The sequence below is a fragment of the Bartonella sp. MR100HLJHH genome (assembly GCF_042194215.1).
Classification (GTDB): Bacteria; Pseudomonadota; Alphaproteobacteria; order Rhizobiales; family Rhizobiaceae; genus Bartonella; species Bartonella grahamii.
The window spans coordinates 1-2,882 of the sequence record NZ_JBHIMR010000044.1 but is presented as its reverse complement, the minus strand read 5'-3'; the positions used below and the strand labels follow the sequence as shown (position 1 = coordinate 2,882).

General features: G+C 45.0%; 1 protein-coding gene. It reads right to left on the bottom strand.

The features are described 5' to 3' along the window. On the bottom strand, positions 1-2,882 hold a 2,882-nt coding region (locus tag ACFIJ7_RS09175; RefSeq protein WP_375645149.1), incomplete at both ends, for a hemagglutinin repeat-containing protein.

Sequence of the window (2,882 nt, the reverse complement as noted above, 5' to 3'; positions counted from 1 at the left end):
TCATCGTTTCTCACCCCTATTGTTACCTCCCCTTGGGCGCCAAGACCAACATTGCCCTTCGCATCGATATCGGAAGCAGCAATATGGATATCGCCACCCGATAGAACAGTGGTATCTTTTCCAGAACTTAAATGAGAGCCATTGTGCACGGCAACATGAGAGGTTTGATCCCCGCGATGGCTATTGGCACTGTTGCGCGTGGCATCAATCGAAACGTTTTCTTTTGCCTGTAAGGAAAGATTATCCGTTGCTTGAACATCAGAGCCTAAGATATTCAAATTATTTCCAGAGGCAAGTGTCGTCGATCCTCCAGAGTTTAACGCCGATTTATGATGCATGGTGGCATCACCCTGTTCATCATGGTAATGGGTTTCTGCTGAACCGATCGTCAAGTTGCCTTGTTCTGTAGCCATGGCAAGATCACCTCCGGTGGTGATCCCCACCCCTGAAGCGGTGATATCTTGCTTGGCAAGAACTGTCGCATTGCCACCAGTAGAAAGCGCTTCGGTGTTTAATACTGTCTCCACGCCGTCAACCGTTGTGCGCCCTGCATCCAAACGAATATTCTTCTCCGCAAGTAAAACAGCATCACCACCCGCCGCAAAATGCCCTCCTTGACTGAGGATATCCCCGCCATGCACATGCAATTGGTGGTTTGCCGCAATCCGTCCTGAATTGATTATCGTGGAATTACTTGTATTTTGGCTAGTGATATTCACATCATCGCCCATGATCAAAGCCCCAGCAGAAACAAAGGAGGCTCTGTCTTTTTCAGGGATATAAAGCACCGGTGCGTAAACATCCATGCCCTTGACCTGTTGGCGCACATAAATCACCATCGGGGCTTCTAGAGAAGCCAATTGTTCTTCACTCAAAGCCTCACCAAAGGGGAGATTGTGTGCTTTTGCATATTCTGCCCCCACATCCAGCAAAGTTTTGACTTGTTCAATGGCATCACTTCCAGGAATAAAGGAACCTTTACCCAACCCTTGACCAACAAGATCACGCATTTGTTTTTCAATCAGCTGCTTTTCAAAATATGCATCGCCTAAGAAAAAAATCTCCCGATCAGGATTGTAACCTATTCTGTTCAAATAATAGGCTGAGCCATAAAACTTGCCAACATCAAGGAATTCTGCCCGCGTTTCATAAATGAAATTCTGGTTGGGTAGCGTGCCACCAACCCCACCCGATTGGGGTTTTGGTAAAGGGAGCCCCTCAGAAAGTTCTCCTGCATTATTGAGATCTACTTTTGGTGTAAAGAGAGCGCCAGCTCCAGGCAAACCACTTAAGGACTCCAGTGGATTGCCCCCAACTGCTTGTGCTTTAAAATGCGCATCCCCTGTAATTGAACCTTCCGCTGCCGTGTTATTGAGTTGATCGACCACCAGATTTAAAGTGCCACCCGCTTGAACAAGACCAGGAACGGTATCAAGAACTTTTGAACCAGTTTGGCGATCCTTGCCATTGACTATATCTAAAGAAACATCGCGGCTTCCATCAGCTTTATAGCCATAACAACTGTCTGTATAAGCCTGACAACTAAGATAAGTGTTTTTATAAGCCGTTGCCCCCAAATTGGTGAGCACATTGGCGTGGATATCGGCATTTCCCTCTGCTCTCATAGAGCTATAATGGTTGTCAATGGTATCAGCGTTAATGATGAGATTGCCACTAGATTGTATTACCCCCGAAACTGGTTTATGCGAAAACCCTTGCGTGACAGTCTTTTCTGTCATATGTGACCAGTGTTCGTTTATTGACCCTAACCATCCTCCCTTCTGCCGAGAACCATTCCAGGAATACTGTTCTATGCCTTTTCTGTTATCATTATATTCCCAAGTAAAAGCCTTATAGACTGTTCCATCGCTTGAAATTGCGGTGCCGTAGATTTCTTCTTTGCTCGCCCAAACCTGCTGTTCAAATATAAAGTTTTTCTTGTCTTTACCAAGCGGCCACTTAGAAAGCTTTCCTTTACCCCAGCTATTCGATCTCGTATCATGATATAAATCCCTACCATCGAGAAAATTATATTTGTCTGGTTTTTGGAAAGAAATATCGCTATATTCCGTTTTTTCCGTGATGACAGGCGTGCTATCAGCTTCGTTTTTTAGAGTGTTGGTTTGGATATTTAAGTTTCCACCAGCTTGAATAAAGCCCGCTTTGTTCACAAGGGAAAGGCTTTTTCCGCTGCCAGCCGCATTGGTAAAAGATAAATCTCCCTCTGCCATTATGGTGCCAAAATCATTGAGCAAAGCCCCATCAACTTGTAAAGCACCATTGCCCTGCACATAAATTAAGCCCGTTTTGCTGTTGGTCACATTGCCCGTCACGCTAAAAGCTAAATCCTGCCCCGATGCCAATTGACCGCTATTTCCAAGCTCTCCCGTTTTGATCACGAAATCTCTGGCTGCTAAAACAGAGCTTGCCTTATCCACCATAACGCTTGGAGCAATAAAGAGAATATCTCCAGTTCCACCCTGATCTGTCACGGCTTGTAGCCGTGCATGGTGAATATCAAGGGCATTGGTGCTGTTAAAATCTAAACCACCATAAGTCAATTCGCTGCCCGAGACATCAATATGATCTGCAATTAAATACAGCGTTTGCGGCGTGTAAATATGAGAACGATTATTGCTTAAATCGAGAGTGTTTGCTGTCAATCTCACATCCCCCTCAGCAGACAGCACATTCTCAACACTGATCTCTCCAGATACCGATGTCAATGTTGCGTTGCCATAGCCAATGACCTGATCATAATAAATGTCGTTGCCAGCAAAAATTTCAATATTGCCACCACTGGCAATCTGACCAACCTTCACCCCTTCTTTTGCTGTAATCAAAAGAAAGCCCTTTTCATCTAAAACAAGATCCCCTGAACC